At 60.4% G+C, this 24430-nt stretch carries 24 protein-coding genes; 14 read left to right on the forward strand and 10 right to left on the reverse strand.

The window, feature by feature from the left end; all coding sequences use genetic code 11:
* Window positions 1–122 precede the first annotated feature (122 nt).
* From AB7M29_RS16540 to AB7M29_RS16565, 6 genes are all read right to left on the reverse strand, one after another.
* A complete protein-coding gene (locus tag AB7M29_RS16540; RefSeq protein ID WP_008005351.1) occupies window positions 123–788 on the reverse strand; it encodes a response regulator transcription factor in 666 nt (221 codons plus the stop codon).
* 59 nt (window positions 789–847) lie between these two features.
* Window positions 848–1405 (reverse strand): PQQ-dependent catabolism-associated CXXCW motif protein, encoded by a 558-nt coding sequence (locus AB7M29_RS16545; RefSeq protein WP_454247320.1) that lies wholly within the window; start codon window positions 1403–1405, stop codon window positions 848–850.
* A 259-nt stretch (window positions 1406–1664) separates the two neighbouring features.
* Window positions 1665–2456, reverse strand: coding sequence for an ABC transporter permease (locus tag AB7M29_RS16550; RefSeq protein ID WP_454247321.1), 792 nt, complete (start codon window positions 2454–2456; stop codon window positions 1665–1667).
* Entirely contained in the window at window positions 2453–3196 is a 744-nt protein-coding gene (locus AB7M29_RS16555) for an ATP-binding cassette domain-containing protein (protein WP_217854660.1), read from the reverse strand. Before AB7M29_RS16555 ends, AB7M29_RS16550 begins: the two co-directional genes overlap by 4 nt.
* Window positions 3193–4152 carry a YVTN family beta-propeller repeat protein gene (locus tag AB7M29_RS16560; protein WP_217854661.1) on the reverse strand — a complete coding sequence of 320 codons (960 nt, stop codon included), beginning with the start codon at window positions 4150–4152 and terminating at the stop codon, window positions 3193–3195. The genes AB7M29_RS16555 and AB7M29_RS16560 overlap by 4 nt, the downstream gene beginning before the upstream one ends.
* A gap of 36 nt (window positions 4153–4188) precedes the next feature.
* On the reverse strand, window positions 4189–5373 hold the full coding sequence (locus tag AB7M29_RS16565) for an ABC transporter substrate-binding protein (protein WP_217854662.1): 1185 nt from the start codon (window positions 5371–5373) through the stop codon (window positions 4189–4191).
* Between the two features lie 160 nt (window positions 5374–5533).
* Here AB7M29_RS16565 and AB7M29_RS16570 point away from each other — a divergent pair, with 160 nt between their 5' ends.
* From AB7M29_RS16570 to AB7M29_RS16635, 14 genes are all read left to right on the forward strand, one after another.
* On the forward strand, window positions 5534–5662 hold the full coding sequence (locus AB7M29_RS16570) for a hypothetical protein (RefSeq protein WP_256585116.1): 129 nt from the start codon (window positions 5534–5536) through the stop codon (window positions 5660–5662).
* A 103-nt stretch (window positions 5663–5765) separates the two neighbouring features.
* Window positions 5766–6227: a cytochrome c-550 PedF gene (gene pedF / locus AB7M29_RS16575; protein WP_052963467.1), complete on the forward strand. Its 462-nt coding sequence runs from the start codon at window positions 5766–5768 to the stop codon at window positions 6225–6227.
* 3 nt (window positions 6228–6230) lie between these two features.
* Window positions 6231–7106 (forward strand): substrate-binding periplasmic protein, encoded by an 876-nt coding sequence (locus AB7M29_RS16580; RefSeq protein ID WP_217854663.1) that lies wholly within the window; start codon window positions 6231–6233, stop codon window positions 7104–7106.
* Window positions 7106–7867, forward strand: coding sequence for a quinoprotein dehydrogenase-associated SoxYZ-like carrier (locus AB7M29_RS16585; RefSeq protein ID WP_454247322.1), 762 nt, complete (start codon window positions 7106–7108; stop codon window positions 7865–7867). The genes AB7M29_RS16580 and AB7M29_RS16585 overlap by 1 nt, the downstream gene beginning before the upstream one ends.
* A 15-nt stretch (window positions 7868–7882) precedes the next feature.
* Window positions 7883–8818, forward strand: coding sequence for a quinoprotein relay system zinc metallohydrolase 1 (locus AB7M29_RS16590; RefSeq protein WP_217854665.1), 936 nt, complete (start codon window positions 7883–7885; stop codon window positions 8816–8818).
* Window positions 8819–9297: 479 nt separating this feature from the next.
* On the forward strand, window positions 9298–11073 hold the full coding sequence (locus AB7M29_RS16595) for a PQQ-dependent methanol/ethanol family dehydrogenase (protein ID WP_454247323.1): 1776 nt from the start codon (window positions 9298–9300) through the stop codon (window positions 11071–11073).
* Between the two features lie 250 nt (window positions 11074–11323).
* Window positions 11324–12844 carry an acetaldehyde dehydrogenase ExaC gene (gene exaC / locus AB7M29_RS16600; protein ID WP_038984180.1) on the forward strand — a complete coding sequence of 507 codons (1521 nt, stop codon included), beginning with the start codon at window positions 11324–11326 and terminating at the stop codon, window positions 12842–12844.
* A gap of 314 nt (window positions 12845–13158) precedes the next feature.
* Window positions 13159–14106 (forward strand): IS110 family transposase, encoded by a 948-nt coding sequence (locus AB7M29_RS16605; RefSeq protein ID WP_217858081.1) that lies wholly within the window; start codon window positions 13159–13161, stop codon window positions 14104–14106.
* Window positions 14107–14282: 176 nt separating this feature from the next.
* Window positions 14283–14354 carry a pyrroloquinoline quinone precursor peptide PqqA gene (gene pqqA, locus AB7M29_RS16610; protein WP_010455123.1) on the forward strand — a complete coding sequence of 24 codons (72 nt, stop codon included), beginning with the start codon at window positions 14283–14285 and terminating at the stop codon, window positions 14352–14354.
* Between the two features lie 54 nt (window positions 14355–14408).
* Window positions 14409–15323 carry a pyrroloquinoline quinone biosynthesis protein PqqB gene (gene pqqB / locus AB7M29_RS16615; protein WP_454247324.1) on the forward strand — a complete coding sequence of 305 codons (915 nt, stop codon included), beginning with the start codon at window positions 14409–14411 and terminating at the stop codon, window positions 15321–15323.
* A 141-nt stretch (window positions 15324–15464) separates the two neighbouring features.
* Window positions 15465–16217: a pyrroloquinoline-quinone synthase PqqC gene (gene pqqC / locus AB7M29_RS16620; RefSeq protein ID WP_454247325.1), complete on the forward strand. Its 753-nt coding sequence runs from the start codon at window positions 15465–15467 to the stop codon at window positions 16215–16217.
* Window positions 16214–17347 carry a pyrroloquinoline quinone biosynthesis protein PqqE gene (gene pqqE, locus AB7M29_RS16625; RefSeq protein ID WP_454247326.1) on the forward strand — a complete coding sequence of 378 codons (1134 nt, stop codon included), beginning with the start codon at window positions 16214–16216 and terminating at the stop codon, window positions 17345–17347. The genes pqqC and pqqE overlap by 4 nt, the downstream gene beginning before the upstream one ends.
* Window positions 17348–17581: 234 nt before the next feature.
* Window positions 17582–18745 (forward strand): alcohol dehydrogenase-like regulatory protein ErcA, encoded by a 1164-nt coding sequence (gene ercA, locus AB7M29_RS16630; RefSeq protein ID WP_008071266.1) that lies wholly within the window; start codon window positions 17582–17584, stop codon window positions 18743–18745.
* Window positions 18729–20456, forward strand: a complete 1728-nt coding sequence (locus AB7M29_RS16635; RefSeq protein WP_454247327.1) for a hybrid sensor histidine kinase/response regulator — start codon at window positions 18729–18731, stop codon at window positions 20454–20456. Before ercA ends, AB7M29_RS16635 begins: the two co-directional genes overlap by 17 nt.
* Here the strand turns inward: AB7M29_RS16635 and AB7M29_RS16640 are convergent.
* From AB7M29_RS16640 to AB7M29_RS16655, 4 genes are all read right to left on the reverse strand, one after another.
* Window positions 20441–21316 carry an aldose 1-epimerase gene (locus AB7M29_RS16640; RefSeq protein WP_217854672.1) on the reverse strand — a complete coding sequence of 292 codons (876 nt, stop codon included), beginning with the start codon at window positions 21314–21316 and terminating at the stop codon, window positions 20441–20443. The genes AB7M29_RS16635 and AB7M29_RS16640 overlap by 16 nt on opposite strands.
* A gap of 219 nt (window positions 21317–21535) precedes the next feature.
* Window positions 21536–22816 (reverse strand): TRAP transporter large permease, encoded by a 1281-nt coding sequence (locus AB7M29_RS16645; protein WP_217854673.1) that lies wholly within the window; start codon window positions 22814–22816, stop codon window positions 21536–21538.
* Window positions 22817–23344, reverse strand: a complete 528-nt coding sequence (locus AB7M29_RS16650; RefSeq protein ID WP_038984172.1) for a TRAP transporter small permease — start codon at window positions 23342–23344, stop codon at window positions 22817–22819.
* 76 nt (window positions 23345–23420) lie between these two features.
* Entirely contained in the window at window positions 23421–24404 is a 984-nt protein-coding gene (locus AB7M29_RS16655; protein WP_201060253.1) for a TRAP transporter substrate-binding protein, read from the reverse strand.
* Window positions 24405–24430: the final 26 nt, after the last annotated feature.

The following is a 24430-nucleotide window of genomic DNA, read 5'->3' on the forward strand; positions in this document are numbered from 1 at the left end:
GTGATTTTTAGGGCCCCTTCGCGAGCAAGCCCGCTCCCACATTGACCGAGTCGACTCAGATCTAATGTGGGAGCGGGCTTGCTCGCGAAGGGGGCGACTCGGTCTTCTGGTTGCCTGCGAATTCAGCGCCGCAAATACGACCCGAAATCAATATCCCCAGCACTCAAAATCGCCTGCACCCGATTGTGCACATTGAGTTTGCGTAATATCGCCGAGACGTGGGCCTTGACCGTGGTTTCGGCGATTTCCAGGGTGTAGGCGATCTGTTTGTTCGACTCGCCTTTGGTCATGCGCTCAAGCACCAGCAACTGCTTGCGGGTCAGCGCCTGGAGCAATTCGGGTGGGAAGCTCGGGGTGTCATTCATCCGGCGATGAGTGCCGCTTTTCTGCGTGCGGATGATGTCCGGCGGCAGGTAGACGTTGCCATTGAGAATCTGCTGGATGGCCTCGGTCATCTGCACCCGTGGCGATGACTTGGTGATGAACCCCACCGCGCCATAGGTGATGGCTTGCAGCACGATTTGTTTGTCCTGCTCGGCCGAGACGATCACCACCGGAATGGTCGGCGCTTCGTTGCGCAGGTTGATCAGGCCATTGAGGCCGTGCATGCCGGGCATGTTCAGGTCGAGCAGGATCAGGTCCAGGTCGTCGTGTTCCTGAGTCAGGGCCAGGGCACTGTCGAGGTCGGCAGTCTCCATGACCTCACTGCCGGGGAAACCGTCGCTGATGACGTTATGAATGGCTTCGCGAAACAGCGGGTGATCGTCGGCAATCAGAATTTTGTACATGGCCTTTCACCTCATTATTTTTTTGATCAGGGTGTGGCAACAACTCGCAAGCGCTCAAGTCAGGGAAAGGGCTCGGGCCGGGCGGGGGACACGGGCAAGTTTGCCGCTTGCCACGCATCCAGCCCGTCGCGGTACCAATACAGTGTCTTATAGCCTATGGACGCGGCGCGTTTTACCGCGTTCCAGCTCAACCAGCAATCGGAGCGGCAGTAAAAGACCAGCGGTCGCGTCAGGTCGCCCGCCGTCAATTGTTGCAGGTGACGCGCGAAATAATCCTGCCACGGGGGCGTCAGGTCGCCGTCACCGGTATTGGCCAGCCAATGGCTGCCGGGCAGGTTTTGGTGGGCCTCGTCTTCGATGAAACGGCCTTGCAGCCATTGCCGGCGGTAGACATCGATCAGCAATGGTTGGGGCGTCTGCTTGAGCAGGTTTTGCAGGGCGGGCGTGTCGATGATACTCGCCCCCTGGAGCTGAGTCGGGGTCGGGCTGCGGTATAGACCGATGCGATAACCTTCGGCGGAGAACAGCGCTGTTTCAGCCTGCGCGACGCCCAGCAACAGGCTCAGCGACAGCGCGGCGAGAGAAGGGCACAGCAGAACACATCGTGCACGCGGCATGGGGGTTCAGTCCTTATAGTTATGAACCCATTACATGCCAGTAGCGGTGCGTTGTGAATGCGACGATAGACAGGTAAACCAGTACTAAAGTAGTAATTTGTCTTGTTTTATGGGACCTGCGTCGTACGCCAATGCTGTGTTCAATGAAGATCCAATGTGGGAGCGGGCTTGCTCGCGAAAGCGGTGTGTCAGTCGACAAAGTTGTTGAATGTACTGGCCTCTTCGCGAGCAAGCCCGCTCCCACAGGGGGAATGTGTTGTCAGTTGGTTTTGCGCAAGGCCGCATGCTGCGGGTTGAAGGTGAGTACCGCCAGCAGGGCGAACACCAGCGTCAGCCCTACGCACACCGCCAACGCCAATGGGTTGAAGCGTTCATACAGCGCAAACCGCACCAGTTCCACCGCATGGGTGAACGGGTTCAAGGCGCACAGCCAATACAACCATTCGCTGGAGTCGCGCATTTTCCACAGCGGATACAGCGCTGACGACAGGAAAAACAGCGGGAAGATCACGAAGTTCATCACCCCGGCAAAGTTCTCCAGTTGGCGGATGGCATTGGACAGCAACAGACCCAGCGCACTGAGCATCAACGCGACCAGCAGCAATGCCGGCAACGCCAGCACCAGGCCCATGGCCGGCGGTTGCACGCCGTACAGCCAGGCAATCGCCAGAAAGGCATACACCTGCAACAGCGAAATCAGCGAGGTTGCCAGCAATTTGCTGCACAGCAGGAAGGTCCGGGGCAGGGGGCTGGTCAGCAGCACGCGCATGCTGCCCATCTCCCGGTCGTAGACCATCGACAGCGAACCTTGCATGCCGTTGAACAACAGGATCATGCACGCCAGGCCCGGGATGATGTAAACCTCATAGGGAATGTAGGTGTCGTAGGGCTCGATGATGGCGATACCGAGTGCCGCGCGAAAACCGGCGGCGAACACCAGCAGCCACAACAAGGGCCGCACCAGCGCGCTGAGAAACCGCGTGCGCTGCAACACAAAGCGCAGCCATTCACGCAGCACGATTCCGTTGAAACATTGCCAGTAAGCGTTCATTGGACGACTGCCCCTGAAGAGACCGAGGTGGTCAGGCGAGTGAAGGCCGAACCGAGGTCGCCGCCATGTTCCAGGCTCAGTGCGTCAGCCTGTCCGCTGGCCACCAAGCGGCCTTGATGCAGGATCAGCAAGTCATCGCTGGGCTGCACTTCATCCAGCAAATGAGTGGTCCAGAGCACGCTGATGGTGTGCTCGCGGCACAGGCTGCGGATGTGTTGGTTGAGCGCCAGACGGCTGGCCGGATCGAGGCCGACACTGGCCTCATCGAGCAGCAGCAGGCTTGGCTCATGCAGTAACGCGCGGGCGATTTCCACCCGGCGACGATGGCCGCCATTGAGTTCGCGCACCCGTTCGCGACGACGTTCGGTCAGGCTCTGGCGCGCCAGTTCGGCGTCGACCCGAAGGCTCGTCTGGCGCCGAGACAAGCCATGCAGCGCGGCGTGGTAGCGCAGGTTTTGCTCGACGCTGAGGTCCAGATCCAAGGTGCTTTGTTGGAACACCACACCCAATTGCTTCAACGCAGGACGTGCCGAGGTGCGCAACGAACAGCCGCCGACCCGAATATCACCGCGCTGCACATCATACAGGCGAGTGAGCAGGGCGATCAGCGTCGACTTGCCCGCGCCGTTCGGTCCCAGCAGCGCTGCAAAACGTCCCGCTGCCAGGTTGAAACTCACCTGCCGCAAGGCCTCGCGCTGGCCGTAAGTGAAACTCAGGTCGCTGACTTCAAGGGCGTTCATGGCGTCACCACCACGCCCCACGGATAGCGCCCGACCTTCACCGATTTGCTGACCTTGAGGCTGTCGACATCGATCACCGACACATCGCCGCTGACGCCATTGGTAGCCAGTAATTGCCGTTGATCCGGGGTAAACGACATCTGCCAGACCCGTCGGCCCACCAGCAGGTAATCAACAATCTCGAAGGTCTTGGCGTCGATCACCGCCACATGGTTGGCCGGGCCGAGGGCGACGAAACCGTACTTGCCGTCGGCGCTGAGTTTGATCCCCACCGGCTGGACTTTGTCTGGGTGTACGCCCTTGATCTGAAAGGTCAGGGTCTTGAGGACCTTGCGGTTGGCGACGTCGAGAACCGTCACAGTGCCGCCGATTTCCGCCGAGGCCCAGAGCTGCGAGCCATCGGGATTGAATTCGACGAAACGCGGCCGCTGATCGACCAGGGTGTTGTCGGCCAGGGTTTGGGTGCTGGTGTCGATCCAGTGCAGCATGTTGGTGGTTTCACTGGTGTTCACCGCCCACTTGCCATCGGGGCTGACGGCCATGCCTTCAGGCTCGACACCGACGCTGATCTGCCCAAGCACTTTCGAAGTTTCGGTGTCGATCACCGTCACCAGCGCATCATCCTCGTTGGAGACGTACAGCCAGCGATTGTTGGGGTGCAGGGCGAATTGCTCGGGGTCTTTGCCCGAGGGCAGTTCCTTGATGATCTTGCGCGTGGCGACGTCCATCACCTGGACCCGATCCGAATCACTGGCGCAGATGTACAGCAGCTTATTGTCGTGGGACAGCAACAGGCCGCGCGGGCGCTGGCCGACGGGCAGGGTGTCGGTGACTTGCAGGGTCTGCATGTCGATCAGGCTCAGGCTGTTGTCCTTTTCGTTGGAGACCCAGGCGGTGCTGGCAGCGGCGTGCCCGGCGGCGAGTAGCAGGGCGCAGGAAAGCAGGGTGCGGCGCATGGCAGATTCCTTATTGTTGTTGTCGTGAAAAAAGGATCAGAGAAAGCGGCAGCTGACCTCGGCTTTGTCGTAACCCAGGCTGTCCATTTCGTTGACAGGGTGCAGGAAACCGTCTTGCGGCGAGGTGCTGACCAGCGCCCGGGGTTGCACGATGGGGATCGGCTGGCGCAACTGACCGTTCCACGGCCGATAACTGAGCTTGCGACCCTTGAAGCCGTCCAGCGGCAATTGATCGCTGATTTCAAGCGTGCGGATCGCCATGGCATCGGCCTGACGCAGTTTGCCCACCGCACTGGCGATGCTGCGTACGGCCATCCAGGCGGCGAAATCCCGGTCGTTCATCCAGCGACCGGTCTGGGCTTCAAAGCGTTTCTGCAACTGCGCGGCGCCGTAGGTTTCCACGGTCTTGTGCCAGCCCACCGGGGTCAGGCCCTGGGTGCCGGCGACCGGCCGTGGATACCAGGTCTGGTAGGGCACGTATTCGCCGAAGTCGCCGCGTTCATCGGCCACCAGCACCACGTCGTACTCGGCGGTCTGGGTGAACAGCGGCATGTCGGCCTGGGCGCTGCGGCGCTGGTCGTTATCGAAACGCCAGGCTTTTTCTGCCACCAATTGCAGGCCGAAGCGCTTGGCCGCGCGACGCAGGGCGGCGGCATAGGCTTGATCGTCCGCGGTCGGACCGACGATCAGCAGCGCCCGTTGCCATTTACGCAGCACCAGAAATTGCGCCAGCGCATCGGCCAGCATCGCGCGGCTTGGCAGGCTGTGCAGCACGTTCGGCAAGCAGTCGGTGCTGCGCAGGCTGTCATCGGGGCTGCCGGCATTGAACAGCAGGCTGTCGGGTAGCACGGCGCTGAGTCGGCGCAGGGTCTGCGCCGGTGCATTCACCACAAACAGGCGCAGGCCTTGTTCGTGTTGGGTTTTGGCCGCTTCGATCAACGCCTCCGGATTGTCGACGTTGGCGCTGACCAGGTTGTAGCTGTGATTGAGAAAACGCCCGGTACTGTTGCTGTCGGTGATCGCCAGTTCGGCGCCACGCAGGCCGGCATCGGTCGGTTCGGGAATAACGTTCGACAGCAACGGACCGGGGTCGGGGCGATAACCCAGGTAGCCGATCTGCACCTGCAACGGCGCATCTGCCGCCTGAACCTGGGTCGCCACCCCGGCGGCGCAGGCAATCGCCAGCAAGTAGATCAAGGCATAAGGGGCGAGCTGGCGCATAAAGGCACTCCATCACAGGTAGCGTCAGCATAGGAACCCTGGACGGGAGGGGGAAATATGCAGAAAGTACCGATGGGCCAGTACCAAGGTAGTAACTCACCCCGGGCGGCGCGGTTTTAGCATGGGCTACAACGGCCATCACTCAAGGGGGAGATTGACCATGCGAATTCTCAAAGCATTGCTCCTGCCGTTTTTGCTGATCCTGACCCTGATCGGCGTCGACAAGCTTCACGGCACGCGACCCGTATTGGTTGGGCCTGCGCCACAAGCCCTACTACCAAGGGAGTAGGCCGCGGCCACCAAAGCAGCATGGGGTTGGCGCAAAGCCGTTCCTAAGATGGGTGCCATAGCCTCTTCAAAGAGGTTTTGCGTGCAATCTTGAGGGCAGAACAATGACAACAAAACGCAACGCCTTGCTCGTTGCCGGACTGCTGGCCGGTTTTATCAGCGCAGGTTCCGTCTGGGCCCACGGCAACGTGGTACCCCAAGCCGTCGAAACCCAGGGACTGACCCCGATCAAGGATGCCGGTGTGCAGGTCGATGCCGATGGTTGGGCAGCGGCGAACCCGTACCGTTCCTCCCCAGAGCGCGATAAAGCCGTGCAAATCGGCTCTTCGGCCTACAACCAGAACTGCGCGGCCTGTCATGGCCTGGAAGCCAAGTCCGGCGGCATCGCCCCCGACTTGCGCATGCTCGACGTCGGCGAGGCCGGTGATGAATGGTTCGTCGAACGTGTGCGCCATGGCGCCGTGCGTGACGGCCGGGTGTACATGCCGAAAATGGCCGACTACCTGAGCCAGGAAGCCTTGTGGGCGGTGCGCACCTACCTGGACAGCGTGCACGTCGAGGAGTGACCCATGCGTTTGCTCGCGGTGTTGATCAGCGCTGTGTGGCTGTGTTGCCAGACAGCGCAGGCGCAGGTCCGAACCTATGACGAAATGATCGCCGCCGCCGAGCTGAAAGTCGCGGTGTACAAGGACTTCGCGCCCTACAGCTTTGAAGACGCTGGCGAGGCTCGCGGGGTCGATGTCGAACTTGCCCAGGCCTTGGCCAAGGCCATGGGAGTACGTCTGAAACTGATCTGGGCACCCGCCGGGGAAAAGCTCGACGACGACCTGCGCGATTACATCTGGCGGGCCAGTCAGTTGCACAATCAGCAACTGGCCGACCTGATGATGCGCGTGCCCTACGATCGCGATTACTCACAGAAACGCAATGAACTGGGTGAGCTGGAAAACGGCCATGTGGTGATGTTCGGGCCGTACCAGACCGAACAATGGCAAGTCGCTTACGACCGTCGTCGGCTGGACTCGGTGGCGAGTGTCGCGGTGTTCCAGCAACACCCGATCGGCGTCGAAGTCGACAGCGTGCCGTCGTTTTACCTGACCTCGGTGTTCAACGGCATGCTCGCCGCCAAGACCCGCCATTACCCGGGCGTGCCCCAGGCGTTTGCCGCGATGAAGGCCGGTGAAGTCGACGCGGTGATGGCCATGCGCGGCGAGATCGACTGGCAAGTCCATCAGGCCGCCGACCCGCAAGTGGCGCTGGCGGCAAACGCCTACCCGAACATGGGCAAGCAGCTCTGGGACATCGGCATGGCGGTGCATGAAAGCAATCGTCAACTGGCCTACGCCGTGGAAGAGGCGCTGGAAGCGTTGATTCGCGAGGGTTCGGTGAAAGCCATTTATGCCCGTTACGGCCTGCGGTATGACGTGCCCGAGATGTATCAATAGTGAACTGGCGAGCGAGTTGTCTGTTGGCCTGCTGGTTGCCCCTGGCCGCGTATGCGGTGGACGTCGAGCCGGGTAAAGGCCCGGTGCCGTCGGTGATGTGGGGGTTCTATCACAAGCAGATGCTGGGCGATGCACCGTTCGTGTTCGACGAGCGGGTCAAGTTGCTCGCGCCGCCGTTTGCCGAGGATGCCCGGCAAGTGCCGCTGGAAATCGACGCCCGGGCGTTCAAGGGTGAAGTGGTGCGAATCCTCGCCTGGGCCGAACTCAATCCGTTGCCGAAAATCGTCGATTTTGAACCCTTGACCGGTGTGCTGCCATGGCTGTCGATCCGTATCCGCGTTGAACAGGCCACGCCATTACGTGCGGCGGTGCTGACCCGCGATGGGCTGTGGCATGTCGGCTCGACCCTGATCGATGCGGCGGGCGGGGGTTGCACGGCGCCGAGTGTGGTGCGCACTCAGCCAGGTTGGGAAGAACACATTGGCGAGGTGCTAGGTGGCCGTTATCCCCGTGGTGAATTCAGCCGCGTGCGTTTGCAGGTGGCGCATCCGATGGACAACGGCATGGTCAGCGGCATCCCGGAATTCTTCATCAATCACGCCGAGCTGCGTGATCAAAACGATCAACTGCTGGCGCGACTGGAGTTGTTCCCGGCGGTCAGCGAAAACCCCAATTTGGCCTTCGATATCGAAGGAGCAGGGCAGACGCGCCTGGTGTTGCGCGACAACAGCGGCAATCAATTCGATGCGGCCATTCCCTGACCCAAGGAGCGAGTGATGCGCTGGATGCTGCTGTTGTTCATCAGTCTGAGCCTGCCGGCCCTGGCCGATCCCGATTACGCACTCAAGCCCCGGCAGATCGCCGAAGACACCTGGTTGCTGGAAGGCAGCACCAACAATTTCTCCAAGAGCAACGGCGGCAACATCGTCAACACCGCGTTCATCGTCACCGAACAGGGCGTGGTAGTAATCGACACCGGGCCGTCGAAACGCTATGGCGAAGCCCTGCGCAAAGCGATTGCGGCGACCACAGATAAACCAGTGATCCAGGTGCTGCTGACCCATCACCATCCTGATCATGTGCTGGGCAATCAGGCTTTCACCGACGTGCCGATCGGCGCCTTGGCCGGTACCACCGAGCTGTTGCGTCAACAGGGTGATGCCATGGCTGAAAACATGTATCGACTGGTGGGGGACTGGATGCGCGGCACCGAGGTGGTGTTGCCGACGCAGACACTGACGCCTGGCGTGCAACGTTTTGGGAATCACGATTTGCGCCTACTGAGTCTGGGTGGGCACACCGGCGCGGATCTGGCTATTCTCGACCAGAAAACCGGCGTGTTGTTTGCCGGGGACCTGGTGTTTTATCAACGTGCCCTGACTACGCCCAACAGCCCGGGGCTGTCGGTGTGGCTGGCGGACATCGCGACCCTGCAGGGTTTGCCGTGGACGCTGATCGTCCCCGGCCATGGGCCGGTGGCCACGGACACAAAACCGTTCGAGCAGATGCGTGATTACCTGACCTGGCTGGACCAGCTGATGCGCGATGGCGCGGCTAATGGCAGCGACATGGCCGAGATGATCCGCAGCCCCATTCCCGAGCGTTTCGTCGGGATCAACCTGAGCCGCTATGAGCTGATCCGCAGCGTCAGCCATTTGTACCCGCGTTACGAACGGGGGCAGATGAGGCGGGTGGATTCCGGCCAGCACTGATATTGCCTGACACACCGCCTTCGCGAGCAAGCCCGCTCCCACATTTGAGCGGTGTGAACGCAGATGTTGTGTCCACCGAAGATCCCCTGTGGGAGCGGGCTTGCTCGCGAAGAGGCATTCACATTCAGTATTGATGCTGCCTGACACACCGCCTTCGCGAGCAAGCCCGCTCCCGCACTTGAGCGGTGTGAACGCAGATGTTGTGTCCACCGAAGATCCCCTGTGGGAGCGGGCTTGCTCGCGAAGAGGCACTCACATTCAGTATTGATGCTGCCTGACACACTGCCTTCGCGAGCAAGCCCGCTCCCACAGGGGACTGGTGTCGATCACAAAACAGGTGTTCATCTCCTCCGACCCGGTACTAAGGAACTAGCAATCTCCGCACTGCGGGCAATTGTTGCAAGGGCGGCGGCGCCCAAGAATCTGCACCAGACCGGGAAAATTTCCCGGGTATAACAAAAACCGCAGAGGCAGCCGTCATGACCCAACCCGCACGTCGCCAACCCTTCGTTTTGAGCATGCTGCTCAGTGCCATGCTGTTGTCCGGCCAGGCATTGGCCGCAGTCTCCGATCAAGACATCCTCCAGGACCCGAAGAACCCGGAGCAGATCGTCACCAACGGCCTGGGCGTCCAGGGTCAGCGCTACAGCCCGCTGGACACCCTCAATGTCGACAACGTGAAGGATCTGCGCCCGGTCTGGGCCTTTTCGTTCGGCGGGGAAAAGCAGCGCGGTCAGCAGGCACAGCCGATGATCAAGGACGGCGTGATGTACATGACCGGCTCCTACTCGCGGGTGTTCGCGGTGGATGCGCGCACCGGCAGGAAGCTCTGGCAATACGACGCGCGCCTGCCCGATGACATCCGCCCGTGCTGCGACGTGATCAACCGTGGTGTCGCGCTGTATGGCGATCTGGTGATTTTCGGCACCCTCGACGCCAAGCTTGTGGCGCTGAACAAGGACACCGGCAAAGTCGTCTGGAGCAAGAAAGTTGCCGACCACAAGGAAGGCTATTCCATCAGCGCCGCGCCGTTGGTCATCAACGGCAAGTTGATCACCGGCGTGGCCGGTGGCGAGTTCGGGGTGGTGGGCAAGATCGAAGCCTACGACCCGAAAAACGGCAGCCTGCTGTGGAGCCGACCAACCGTTGAAGGCCACATGGGTTATGTCTACAAGGACGGCAAGGCAGTAGAAAACGGCATCTCCGGCGGCGAAGCGGGCAAGACCTGGCCGGGCGATCTGTGGAAAACCGGCGGTGCCGCGCCTTGGCTGGGCGGCTACTACGACCCGGAAACCAACCTGCTGCTGTTCGGCACCGGTAACCCGGCGCCGTGGAATTCGCACCTGCGCCCTGGCGACAACCTCTACTCGTCCTCGCGCCTGGCGCTGAACCCGGATGACGGCACGATCAAATGGCACTTCCAGAGCACGCCCCACGACGGTTGGGACTATGACGGCGTAAACGAACTGGTGTCATTCAACTACAACGAAGGCGGCAAAGAAATCAAAGCCGCAGCCACGGCGGACCGTAACGGTTTCTTCTACGTGCTGGATCGCACCAACGGCAAATTCATTCGCGGCTTCCCGTTCGTGGACAAAATCACCTGGGCCAGCGGCCTGGATAAAAGCGGTCGGCCGATCTACAACGAAGCCAGCCGTCCAGGTGCGCCGGGCTCCGAAGCCAAAGGCAGTTCGGTGTTCGTCGCGCCAGCGTTCCTCGGGGCGAAAAACTGGATGCCGATGGCCTACAACCGCGATACCGGCCTGTTCTATGTGCCGTCCAACGAGTGGGGCATGGACATCTGGAACGAAGGCATCGCCTACAAGAAAGGCGCGGCGTTCCTCGGCGCCGGTTTCACCATCAAACCGTTGAATGAAGACTACATCGGCGTGCTGCGCGCCATCGACCCGAAAACCGGCAAGGAAGTCTGGCGCCACAAGAACTTCGCACCACTGTGGGGCGGGGTGCTGACCACCAAGGGCAACCTGGTGTTCACCGGTACGCCGGAAGGTTTCCTGCAAGCATTCAATGCCAAGACTGGCGAGAAAGTCTGGGAATTCCAGACCGGTTCCGGCGTGCTCGGCTCGCCCATCACCTGGGAAATGGACGGCGAACAGTACGTCTCGGTGCTCTCCGGCTGGGGTGGCGCCGTACCGCTGTGGGGCGGCGAAGTGGCCAAGCGCGTCAAGGACTTCAACCAGGGCGGCATGCTCTGGACGTTCAAGCTGCCTAAAGATCTCGTTGCCAAACACTGATCAACCTGATTCCACCGCATAACCCTGTGGGAGCGGGCTTGCTCGCGAAGAGGGCCTTACATTCAGCATATGTATTGCCTGACACACCGCCTTCGCGAGCAAGCCCGCTCCCACATTTGATTTGCGCAAATCTACGACCAAATAACGAGAATCCCCCTGCCAACGGCGCATTCGTCTGGCAGGCGGGGCTCTCTACTATCGGTTCATCGCCTGTTGGCTCGACAGGCATCGACCCAGACAGAGGCCCACCATGATCTACGCACAACCCGGAACACCCGGCGCCGTCGTTTCCTTCAAACCGCGCTACGGCAATTTCATCGGCGGCGAGTTCGTTGCCCCAATCAACGGCGAGTACTTCACCAACACCTCACCGGTTACCGGTGAAGTGATCGCCGAGTTCCCGCGCTCCAGCGCCGCCGACATCGAAAAAGCCCTCGACGCCGCCCATGCCGCCGCCGATGCCTGGGGCAAAACCTCGGCGCAGGATCGCTCGCTGGTGCTGCTGAAAATCGCCGACCGCATTGAGCAGAACCTGGAAATCCTCGCCGTCACCGAAACCTGGGACAACGGCAAGGCCGTGCGCGAAACCCTCAACGCCGACGTGCCTTTGGCTGCCGACCACTTCCGTTATTTCGCCGGTTGCATCCGCGCTCAGGAAGGCGGCGCCGCCGAGATCAACGAACTGACCACCGCCTATCACTTCCACGAACCGCTGGGCGTGGTCGGGCAGATCATCCCGTGGAACTTCCCGCTGCTGATGGCCGCCTGGAAACTCGCCCCGGCCCTGGCTGCCGGCAACTGCATCGTGCTCAAACCCGCCGAACAAACGCCGCTGTCGATCATGGTGTTCGCCGAGCTGATCGCCGACTTGCTGCCGGCCGGCGTGCTGAACATCGTCCAGGGTTTCGGTCGCGAAGCTGGTGAGGCGCTGGCCACCAGCAAGCGCATCGCCAAAATCGCCTTCACCGGTTCCACCCCGGTGGGCGCGCACATCATGCATTGCGCCGCCGAGAACATTATTCCAAGCACCGTCGAGCTGGGCGGTAAATCGCCGAACATTTTCTTCGAAGACATCATGAACGCCGAGCCGCAGTTCATCGAGAAAGCCGCCGAAGGCCTGGTGCTCGCGTTCTTCAACCAGGGCGAAGTCTGCACCTGTCCGTCCCGGGCGCTGGTGCAGGAATCGATCTACGAGCCGTTCATGGCCGAGGTGATGAAGAAGATCGTCAAGATCAAGCGCGGCAATCCGCTGGACACCGAAACCATGGTCGGCGCCCAGGCATCCGAGCAGCAATACGACAAGATCCTCTCGTACCTGAAAATCGCTCAGGAGGAGGGCGCCGAACTGCTCACCGGCGGCGCGGCTGAGCGCCTTGAAGGCGATTTGTCGACCGGCTATTACATCCAGCCGACCCTGCTCAAGGGGCACAACAAAATGCGTGTGTTCCAGGAAGAAATCTTCGGCCCGGTGGTGGGTATCACCACCTTCAAGGACGAAGCCGAAGCCCTGGCGATTGCCAACGACAGCGAGTTCGGCCTCGGTGCTGGCCTGTGGACCCGCGACATCAACCGCGCCTACCGCATGGGCCGGGCGATCAAGGCCGGGCGCGTCTGGACCAACTGCTACCACCTGTACCCGGCCCATGCCGCGTTTGGTGGCTACAAGAAGTCCGGTGTCGGCCGTGAGAACCACAAGATGATGCTCGACCATTACCAACAGACCAAAAACCTGCTGGTGAGCTACGACATCAATCCGCTGGGGTTCTTCTAACCCGCAAGAACACCACAACCACAAAATGTGGGAGCGGGCTTGCTCGCGAAGGCGGCTTGATATTCAACAAATATGTTGACTGATAGTCCGCTTTCGCGAGCAAGCCCGCTTGTATGGTAGGACTTGAAGGGAGGAGGAGGGACAAAGCCCGATTCTGACTGTTGACGCAGTACAGATCCGTGGGAGATTTCGCCCCTCCTCCTTTCACCCAAGCGCCGATAAAGAATGCATCTGGCTAGGACCGACGATAGGAACAAGCCTGCGCCTCTGGGTGAGCCCTTCAAGTGCTCAAAACATATCCCGGAGGAAATCCAATGGCAATGCCGGTTTCTGTCACAAAGCCAATCGTAGGCGTGGATGTCGCCAAGAACGAACTGGTGATCTATCACGCCGAACTTGACCTGCTTGAAGAGATTCCCAACAACAAGGCTGCCATCAAGCAGTGGTTGAAAGCCTTGTCGGGGACAGTCGCGGTAGCCATTGAGTCGACCAATATCTATCACCTGGAGTTCGCCGATCTGGCCTATGAGGCTGGCTGCGTGATTTACATGGTGGGTGGCTATGAACTCAGCCATTACCGAAAAGGGGTGAATATCCGCGCCAAAACCGATGCGTTGGATGCCAGACTGCTCGCCCGCTATCTGAAGAACGAAGGTGATGATCTTCATCCTTGGACCCCGCCATCACCGCTGTACCGCCAGCTCTTGAGCCTTTTTCGTCGTCGCGCAGCCTTGGTTCAGGCGCGGGTCGGCCTGGTGCAAAGTTGGGCGAATGAACCGCTGCTGAAATCTGCTTTCGCCGCGCAAGTGAAAGCCATGCAGCAGCTTGAAACGCTGGTCGAAAAGACGATTAATGATCATCTGAAAGAAGCCGGTTTGCTCGGTCAGTTGAAGCGTTGCCTGAAAGTTGAAGGCATTGGATTTCTGACCGGAGCCCGCTTGCTCACGGCGTTTCAGCGGGGCGACTTCAGAAACGCAGATGCCTTTATTGCCTTTCTGGGAATGGATTTGCGGGTGGCGAAGTCAGGGCAAAAAGACGGGCGCCGGAGCTTGACCAAGCGAGGTGACCCGGAAGCTCGCCGGCTTCTGCACAATGCAGCTATGTCGGCCAGCCGTACGCCAGCCTGGAAAGGCTTTTATGAAGAGCAAAGAGCTCGAGGTTTCAGCACCACTCAGGCGCTGGTGATACTGGCTCGCAAGCTTGCTCGGATCGTATTCGCTCTACTGAAAGGACAGAGCGAATATCAACCCAAAGCTGGTTGAGGGCTTCCCTTCAACCATAGAATCTCCCACATTGGTCTTGTGTGTATTTGAAGATCTGCGCCACACCCCCTACCAACGCACCCCACAACCTCCTTCGAAAGTAGCATTCGGTCATCTCATCCCCCGTGCATTAATGGCTTTACCGGAATTGCCCGGAACAAGAAGAGGATTGACCCATGTGGAATAAACCCGCGTTTACCGATCTGCGCATTGGCTTCGAAGTGACGATGTATTTCGCCAACCGTTGATTGATTGCCCGGTCAGCCGTCGCGTTGGCCGGGCCTGCCTTCTGGAGCCATCCCATGCACATCCGCGTTCTCGGTTCCGCCGCTGGCGGCGGTTTTCCGCAATGGAACTGCAACTGCCGTCAATGCGCCGCCATGCGCAACGGCAACCTGCGCGCACAACGCCGCACGCAGTCGTCCATTGCCCTGAGCGACGACGGTGTGGAGTGGGTGCTCTGCAATGCATCACCGGATATTCGCGCGCAACTCGAAAGCTTCCCGGCGATGCAGCCAGCCCGACGCTTGCGTGACACGGCGATTGCCGGCGTCGTCCTGCTCGACAGTCAGATCGATCATTGCACCGGGCTGTTGAGCCTGCGCGAAGGCTGCCCGCATTCGGTCTGGTGCACCGAGCGGGTTCACGAAGACCTGAGCAGCGGCTTCCCCTTGTTCACCATGCTCAAACACTGGAACGGTGGCTTGCAGTGGCAACCCATCGAACTGGATCGCGAGCCATTCCGCATCGCTGCCTGCCCACACCTGCAATTTCGCGCGATTCCGTTGGTCAGCAATGCACCGCCGTACTCGCCCAATCGCGGCAATCCGCAGCCAGGCGACACCATCGGCCTGTTCATCGAAGACCTGCGCAGCGGTACATCGGTTTTCTATGCGCCGGGGCTGGGGCAGGTCGATGCCGAGGTGTTGAGCTGGATGCAACGCGCCGATTGCCTGCTGCTGGATGGCACGCTGTGGCGCGACGATGAAATGCGCGTGTGCGAAGTCGGCCAGAGCCTGGGCAGCGAAATGGGCCACCTGCCACAAAGCGGCTCCGGCGGCATGCTTGACGTGCTGGAGGGCTTCAATCGCCAGCGCAAGGTGCTGATCCACATCAACAACACCAACCCGATCCTCGATGAAGACTCGGCCGAGCGCGCATTGCTGGAACGGCGCGGGATTGAAGTGGCTTATGACGGCATGAGTATTGAGCTGTAGCGGATGGCCTCTTCGCGAGCAAGCCCGCTCCCACATTGGATTGTTGGTGTACACAAAATCTATGTTCACACCGAACAACTGTGGGAGCGGGCTTGCTCGCGAAGGGGCCAGACCAGACACCGCAAAATCCGGAGAACCGCAATGACTGACACTCCCATGACCCCCGCCGAATTCGAAGCAGCCCTGCGCGCCAAAGGCGCCTATTACCACATCCACCACCCGTTCCATCAAGCCATGTACGCCGGGCGCGCCACCCGCGAACAGATTCAGGGCTGGGTCGCCAATCGCTTCTATTACCAGGTGAACATCCCGCTCAAGGATGCCGCCATCCTCGCCAACTGCCCGGACCGCGACGTGCGCCGGGAATGGCTGCAACGGATTCTCGACCATGACGGCGTCCCCGGCAGTGAAGGCGGCATCGAAGCGTGGCTACGATTGGGCGAAGCAGTGGGGCTGGATCGCGAACAAATCCTCTCGCAAGAGCTAGTGCTGCCGGGCGTACGTTTTGCCGTGGACGCCTATGTCAATTTCGCCCATCGCGCTTGCTGGCAAGAAGCGGCCAGCAGTTCCCTGACCGAATTGTTCGCGCCACAAATCCACCAGTCTCGGCTCGACGCCTGGCCCACCCATTACCCATGGATAGACCCGGCCGGTTACGACTATTTCCGTACGCGTCTGAGCCAGGCCCGGCGCGATGTCGAGCATGGTTTGCGCATCACCCTGGCGCACTACGTCACGGTCGAAGGCCAGCAACGCATGCTGGAGATTCTGCAGTTCAAGCTCGATGTGCTGTGGAGCATGCTCGACGCGATGAGCATGGCCTACGAGCTGGATCGCCCGCCGTATCACACCGTCACCACCGAGCAGGTCTGGCACCGGGGGATCATCTTGTGAGCCTGATCGAACAGCAACCCGGCCCACCGCTGTGGTTGCTGGCGGAACTGACCTATCGCTGCCCGCTGCAATGCCCGTATTGCTCCAACCCGCTGGACTTCGCCCAACAGGGCGAGGAATTGAGCACAGAAGAGTGGATTCGGGTGTTCCGCGAGGCCCGGGAGATGGGCGCTGCGCAACTGGGTTTTTCCGGTGGCGAGCCGTTGGTGCGCCAGGACCTGGCCGAGCTGATCAAGGCCGCGCGGGACATCGGTTACTACACCAACCTGATCACCTCGGGTATCGGTCTGACCGAACAGAAGGTCCGCGACTTCAAGATCGCCGGGCTGGATCATATCCAGATCAGCTTTCAGGCCGCCGACGAAGAGGTGAACAATCTGCTCGCCGGTTCGCGCAAGGCCTTCGCCCAGAAACTGGCCATGGCTCGGGCGGTGAAGGCCCAGGGTTACCCGATGGTGCTGAATTTCGTCACCCATCGGCACAACATCGACCAGATCGCGCAGATCATCGAACTGTGCCTGGAGCTGGAGGCGGATTTCGTCGAGTTGGCGACGTGCCAGTTCTACGGTTGGGCTGAACTCAACCGCGTCGGCCTGTTGCCGACCCGAGAACAGTTGCAGCGCGCTGAGCGCATTACCAATGAATACCGCCAGCGGCTTGAGGCCGAGGGCCACCCGTGCAAGCTGATTTTCGTCACCCCGGATTACTACGAAGAGCGCCCAAAAACCTGCATGAATGGCTGGGCCAACCTGTTTCTCGACATCACTCCGGACGGCACGGCATTGCCTTGTCATAGCGCCCGCCAGTTGCCGGTGCAATTTCCCAATGTGCGCGAGCACAGCATCGCGCACATCTGGAACGACTCCTTCGGCTTCAACCGTTTTCGCGGCGATGACTGGATGAAAGAGCCGTGCCGTTCCTGCGATGAAAAGCACAAAGACCTCGGCGGCTGCCGTTGCCAGGCGTTCATGCTTACGGGTGACGCGAGCAACGCCGATCCGGTGTGCAGCAAGTCGCCGCACCACGACGTTATCCTCAAGGCCCGGGACGAAGCCGACGCGCCGGGGCAGGGCATGGAGCACCTGACCTTGCGCAACGAGAAAGCCTCGCGGCTGATTTATCGCGGATGAGTTGTGAACACAAATCCCTTGTGGGAGCGGGCTTGCTCGCGAAAGCGGTGTGTCAGTCAATAGATGTGTTGAATGTAATGCCGCTTTCGCGAGCAAGCCCGCTCCCACAGTTGATCTTCAGTGGATACAAAATTTGAGTACACCGCGGCTCGCTATCCATTGGTCTGATTGCATTCGCAGCCGGATGCTTTAGTGTGTTCTTTACCTTCAAAACAATAAAAAACAGGCTTTCCAATGAGCCAGAATCTCAGCCAGCTGCGTAAATTCGTTTCGCCTGAAATCATCTTCGGTGCCGGTTGTCGGCACAATGTCGGCAACTACGCCAAGACCTTCGGTGCCCGCAAGGTGCTGGTGGTCAGCGACCCCGGTGTGATTGCCGCCGGTTGGGTCGCCGATGTCGAGGCCAGCCTGCAAGCCCAGGGCATTGATTTCTTTTTGTATAGCGACGTTTCGCCCAACCCGCGGATCGAAGAGGTCATGCTCGGCGCCGAGCTGTACCGGGAGAATCACTGCGATGTGATCGTGGCGATCGGCGGCGGCAGCCCGATGGATTGCGGCAAGGGCATCGGCATCGTCGTCGCCCACGGGCGCAACATCCTCGAATTCGAGGGCGTGGACATGTTGCGCATGCCCAGCCCGCCGCTGATCCTGATCCCGACCACCGCCGGCACTTCGGCCGACGTGTCGCAGTTCGTGATCATCTCCAATCAGCAAGAACGCATGAAGTTCTCCATCGTCAGTAAGGCTGCGGTGCCGGATGTGTCGCTGATCGACCCGGAAACCACCCTGAGCATGGACCCGTTTCTGTCGGCCTGTACCGGCATCGACGCGTTGGTCCATGCCATCGAAGCCTTCGTCTCCACCGGTCACGGGCCGCTCACCGATCCTCATGCGCTGGAAGCGATGCGGCTGATCAACGGCAATCTGGTGCAAATGATCGCCAACCCGAGCGACATCGCCCTGCGGGAAAAAATCATGCTCGGCAGCATGCAGGCCGGGCTGGCGTTCTCTAACGCGATCCTTGGCGCGGTGCATGCCATGTCCCACAGCCTCGGCGGCTTTCTCGATCTGCCCCATGGGCTATGCAACGCGGTGCTGGTGGAACACGTGGTGGCGTTCAACTACAGCTCGGCGCCGGAGCGCTTCAAGGTGATTGCCGAGACCTTCGGTATTGATTGCCGTGGCCTCAATCACCGGCAGATTTGCGGGCGGCTGGTCGAACACCTGATCGCCCTCAAACACGCCATCGGCTTCCACGAAACCCTCGGCCTGCACGGGGTGAGTACCGCGGACATTCCGTTTCTGTCGCAACACGCCATGCACGACCCGTGCATCCTTACCAATCCGCGTGAATCCAGTCAGCGCGACGTCGAGGTCGTCTATGGCGAAGCCCTCTGACGAGCAACAACGGGCGCTGGCCGGGTTACTCGGCTTAGGCAACCACTCGGCGCGCAAGAGTCATTACCCGGAACTGGCCGCGCGCCTGGATGAACTGGAAACCGAACGCAACCGCTACAAATGGCTGTTCGAAAACGCGGTGCACGGGATCTTCCAGGCCAGCCTGCTGGAGGGCATGCGCGCCGCCAACCCGGCGCTGGCGCGGATGCTCGGTTATCAAAACCCGCAGGAGGTGCTGTTTTCCCTGACGGACCTGGCGGGCACGCTGTTTGTTGGTGGGGCGCAGGAGTTGGAAAGCATCGGCGAAATTCTCCAGCGCGAACGCAGCCTGCTGGGTTACGAAACTCAGCTGCGGCGCAAGGACGGCAGCGTTCTTGATGTATTGATGAACCTGCTGCTCAAACCAGATCAGGAAGGCTTGGTGGAGGGTTTTGTCGCCGATATCACCGAGCGAAAACTCGCTCAGCAGCGCCTGCAACAACTCAATGACGAACTGGAGCAGCGGGTCACCGCGCGCACCAACGAGTTACTGGACGCCAACCGCAACCTGCAACAGCAGATCACCCAGCGCAAACAGATCGCAGAAGCCTTGCGCGATGCCCGTGATGCCGCTGAAGCCGCCAATCGCAGCAAGGACAAATACCTCGCCGCCGCCAGTCACGACTTGCTGCAACCGCTCAATGCCGCGCGTTTGCTGATCTCGACCTTGCGCGAACGCAAACTGCCCGACGTCGAGCAGGTGCTGGTGGAGCGCACGCATCAGGCGCTGGAAGGGGCTGAAGACTTGCTCACCGATCTGCTGGATATTTCCCGGCTCGATCAGGCCGCGGTGAAGCCGGACATTGCCCTGTACCGCCTCGACGAATTATTCGCGCCACTGGTCTCGGAGTTTCAGTCGGTGGCCGCGGCAGCCGGGTTGAACCTGCGGGTGCACATGGGCGATTACGCCATTCATACTGACTTGCGCCTGATGACGCGGATTTTGCGCAACTTCCTCAGCAATGCCTGCCGCTACACCGACGAGGGCTGCATTCTGCTGGGGGCAAGACGCCGGGGCGATGCGCTGCGTATCGAAGTCTGGGACACCGGGCGCGGGATTGCGGCGGATCGTCTTGACTCGATCTTCCTCGAGTTCAACCAACTGGACGTCGGGCGCGCCGCCGATCGCAAGGGTGTAGGCCTGGGACTGGCGATTGTTGAACGCATCGCCAAGATCCTCGATTACAGAATTCAAGTGCATTCACGGCCGGGGCGCGGTTCGGTGTTCAGCATCGAAGTGCCGATTTCCCATGAGATTCCACTGCCGATCAGTCAGGTCGCACCGCAGCCGAGTACCGGCAACCCGTTGCCGGGACGGCGTCTGTTGGTGCTGGACAATGAAGTCAGCATCCTTGAAAGCATGAGTGCGCTGCTCGGGCAGTGGGGCTGCGAGGTGGTCACCGCCACCGACGAGGCCACCGCGCTGGTGGCTTTGCAGGGACAGGCGCCGGAACTGATTCTGGCGGACTATCACCTCGATCACGGGGTGGTGGGTTGTGAGGTGGTCCGGCATTTGCGCGAACACTTTAGCCAGGCGATTCCGGCGGTGATCATCACCGCCGACCGCACCGACCAGTGCCGGCGTTCATTGCAGCGCCTCGACGCGCCGCTGCTGAACAAACCCGTGAAGCCCGGCAAGTTGCGCGCGGTGCTGACTCAGCTGTTGGCGTAGCGATAGCGCAGGCTGAAACCGAGTTCGGCAGATTGGCCTTGCTCCAGCAAACGCAACCCTGGCCGACCCGGCAAGTGATGGGCATTGACCGGGTGGCTCACCGGCTCGATACAGAAAAATTCCAGACCCACGGGGCAGTAGAGCAAGTAGTAGTCGCTGCCGGTGGCCTGGCATTCCAGTTCATAACCTAAGTCGGGTTGCTGGATCAGGCAGTGGCCGTCCCATTCGCAAAAGCCGTTGTCCACCAGCGTTTCGGGTAATGCCCGGGGCTGGCTGAAGCCCCAATCCTTGGGTATCGAAGTGAGTTGTGTTGGCAGTTTTGCGCTGTCGCACAACCAGACCTGTCGCGCCTGCGCTTGCAACCGAGTGCCTGCAGTGCGCGGGAAATAAGGGTGTAAACCGACCCCATGCCAGGCGGCGTGTTCGGCCAGATGGGTGACCTGCAAATCGATGCTCAGCTTGCCCTCGCTCAGACGGAAACGTTGCCTTGCGCGATAAGCGAAGGGCGTGGAGCTGTCGAGTTGCAGGACGATTTCATCGCGGGTGTGCGAGACGATCTGCCACGGCTGTTGCCAGGCACTGCCATGAATCGGCAGCGGGTCGGTGAGACTGTTGGGCGCCAGCGCGAGCCAGCCATCGGGGCAGTCGAAACCACCCTCCGAGATGCGGTTCGACCATGGCGCCAGGGGATAGCAGGCGAGTTTGCCGGGCAGGCCGGTGTTCAAGGCGTGTTGGTCACTGTGGCGCAACAGCGGTTGGCCGGTGCTGCGTACCGTCCAGTTGACGATGCTCGCACCGAGTTCGGGGGCGAGGGTGAGGCGGGTGAGTTCGTCTTCGAGTTCCAGGAGTGTTGGCGTCATGGCGATCTTCATTGGCTCAATGAGAGGCTTCTGTGGCGAGGGGGCTTGCCCCCGTTGGGTCGCGCAGCGGCCCCAATAATCTTTCAGGCATACCGAGTTGTCTGGATTGCGACTGCTTCGCAGCCGAACGGGGCGATGCGACGTTCCGACAAGCCCCCTCGCCACAAAAAGCCCGTGCCCGCAGGAATATTCCATTGAGCACGGTGCATTCTTGGTTTTTTACAACACCAAATGCGGCAACCACAGCGAAATGGCGGGAATGTAAGTCACGGCCATCAGCACCAGGAACAGCACGCCATAGAACGGCAGCAGCGCTTTCACGGTGCTTTCGATGCTGACCTTGCCCACCGCCGAGCCGACAAACAGCACCGCGCCTACCGGCGGTGTGATCAATCCGATCCCCAGGTTCACCAGCATGATCATGCCGAACTGCACCGGGTCCACGCCAATGCCCAGAATCACCGGCATCAGAATCGGCGTGAGGATCAGGATCAGCGGCGCCATGTCCATCACCGTGCCGAGCAACAGCAGCATTACGTTGATGCACATCAGGATCACGTAACGGTTATCCGACAGGGTCAGGAACATCGTGGTGATCTTCGCCGGAATCTGCATCAGCGTCATGATGTAGCCGAAGCTGGCGGCGAAGCCGATCAGGATCATCACGATCGAAATGGTGCGCACCGTGCGGTGCATCAACTTGGGCAGCTCACTCCATTTGTAGTCGCGGTAGATGAACATGGTGACGAAGAACGACCACAGCACCGCGATCGCCGCCGATTCGGTGGCGGTGAAGATGCCCGAGAGAATGCCGCCGAGAATGATGACCATCGCCATCATGCCCCACATCGCTTCACCGCAGATTTTCAGCGCCTGCTTGAGGGGAATGACTTCGCCCTTGGGGTAATTGCGCTTTCTGGCGAAGATCAGGCACAGCACCATCAGGCACGCGCTCATCAGCAGGCCCGGCACTACGCCGGCCATGAACAGCGAAGCAATCGAAACGGTACCGCCAGCGGCCAGCGAGTACAGCACTGAGTTATGGCTGGGCGGCGTCAGCAGGGCTTGCACCGAACCGCTGACCGTCACCGCGGTGGAGAAATCCCGCGGGTAGCCGCGACGCTCCATTTCCGGAATCAGCACCGAACCGACCGACGCCGTGTCCGCCACCGAAGAGCCGGAAATCGCGCCGAAGAAGGTCGAGGCCATGATGTTCACCAGCGACAGCCCGCCGCGCACGAACCCCACCAGCACCCCGGCAAACGCCACCAGTCGCCGGGACATGCCGCCTTCGGCCATGATCGCCCCGGCGAGCACGAAGAACGGAATCGCCAGTAACGAGAATTTGTTCACGCCACCGGCGACCTGAATCATCAGCGCCTGGAACGGGATGTCGATCCACCACGCACCGATCAGGGCAGAAAGCCCCAGGGCGTAGGCGACCGGCATGCCGATCAGGATCAAAGCGATAAAACTGCCGAGCAGAATCAGAGCGTCCATTTATGCGGCACCTTCGCTTTCTTCAACCAGGTCGAAACGCACGACCCGACGGTTGCTCTGGTCACCGAGCAAGAGTTTTTCCAGCACGAAAATCAGCGTCAGCACACCGCCCACGGGGATCGGCATATAGGTGATGCCCACGCGCAGAGTGGGCAGAGCGCTCATGAACTGGTTCCAGGTGGACAGACAGAGTTTGGTGCCCCAGATGGCCATGAACAGGCAAATGGTCGCCATCAGCAGCTGCGAAACGATGCTCATGGTCTTGCGCAGTTCGGGGGGCATGCGGTCGGTGAGCATGGCCACGGCCATGTGCGCACCGGCGCGATAACTGGCGGCGGCGCCGATGAAGGTGAAGACCATCATCAACAAAATCGCGGTGGGCTCCGGCCAACTGGAACCGGTGCCGAGGACGTAACGGGCGAAGACGCCCCAGGGAATGATCAGGGAAATAGTCAGGACCGACAGGCCGGCGACCCAGATGCAGGTCATGTAAATCCTGTCGTTGATGCGCAGCAGCAGATTCTTCATCGGGTTTCACCGTAACCGGGCGCCGCTGACGATCCACTCGTCAACGGTGCCGGGCCTTTCATGAATGCAGGGAGGGTTACTGAACGGCTTCGATGCGCTTGATCAGGTCGGCGTAAGGCGCGCCGTATTTTTCCCGGACCGAAGCCGTGGCTTCATAGAAAGGTTTTTTGTCGACGGTGATGAACTCGACGCCGGCAGCCTTGAGTTTTTCTTCACTGCTGGCCGACTTCGCATCCCACAGCGTGCGCTCCTGGGCCTGTGCGGCTTTGGCGGCTTTTTTTACCAGCACTTGCTGGTCGGGGCTGAGTTTTTCCCAAGTGATTTTCGACATCACGATTGGCTCGGGCAGGATCAGGTGCCCGGTCAGGCTGTAGAACTTGGCGTTCTGGTAGTGGTTGTGTTCGAGCAGGGTTGGCGGGTTGTTTTCCGCGCCGTCGATCACCCCGGTCTGCAACGCACTGAAGATCTCGCCGGTGTCCATGGCAATGCCGTTGCCACCCATGGCGTTGATGGTGTCGATGAACATCGGGTTGCCTTGCACGCGGATCTTCATGCCTTTGAGGTCGGCGAGGCTGCGTACCGGTTTTTTGGTGTAGATATTGCGCGTGCCGCCGTCCATCCAGGCCAGGGCGACCAGATTGAATTCGGAGTTGGTGATCTTGTCGAGGATCTCATCGCCGACTTCACCGTCGATGACTTTGCGCATGTGCGCCTGGTCGCGGAACACGAATGGCATGTTGAACACGTTCACGTCCGGTACCACCGGCCCGACGATGCCGAGGCTGACCCGAGCCATCTGAATAGCGCCGACCTGGGCCTGTTCGATGACTTCTTTTTCCGAACCGAGCACACCGCCGGCAAACATCTTGAAAGTCAGCTTGCCGTTGCTGTCGGTCACCAGGGTTTTACCCAGTTGTTCCTCGGCGACCACGGTCGGGTAACCGGCGGGGTGGATGTCGGCGAATTTGATTTCCAGCGCCTGGGCGGCGCTGCTGAGGGTGAAGGTGAGTGCTGCAGTGATGGGAAGTGCGGCGGCGAGCAAGGTGCGTTTGAAGTCCATGGGTTGTGTCTCCAGTCTTGTTGTTT

Source organism: Pseudomonas sp. F-14 TE3623 (assembly GCF_053629015.1).